The organism is Xanthobacter autotrophicus ATCC 700552 (genome assembly GCF_043194565.1).
GTDB lineage: Bacteria > Pseudomonadota > Alphaproteobacteria > Rhizobiales > Xanthobacteraceae > Xanthobacter > Xanthobacter autotrophicus_F.
On sequence record NZ_JBAFVS010000110.1, the window covers coordinates 1 to 283 of the forward strand.

1 protein-coding gene is annotated in these 283 nt (G+C 65.7%); it reads right to left on the reverse strand.

The annotated features are described in order from the left end of the window. Nucleotides 1–91: 91 nt before the first annotated feature. The coding region (locus V5F48_RS25130; RefSeq protein ID WP_394260671.1) for a transposase at nt 92–283 on the reverse strand (192 nt) is incomplete at its 5' end.

Below are 283 nucleotides of genomic sequence, written 5' to 3' on the forward strand. Positions count from 1 at the left end.
GAGCCTGTTGCCGAATGGCCCCAGACTGCCGGTATGGAGCGGTCTGCTGATGGTTGGGACGTTGCCCAGCCGTCCCGCCGGGCCGCGGGGCTCAGTTGAGGAGCCATTTCCCGCCCTTTTTGCCCTGGCGGACGGACTCCAAGTGGAGTTTCCTGAAGTTGTGGCCGGCGCAGTGGAGGCTCCATTCGCCCCTGGTTTCCTCGTCGCCCCGCATCATGAAGCCGTCCGCACCCTGGATCTCCTTCATCTGGCCGAACACCGGTTCCACGGTCTGCCCGCGCAG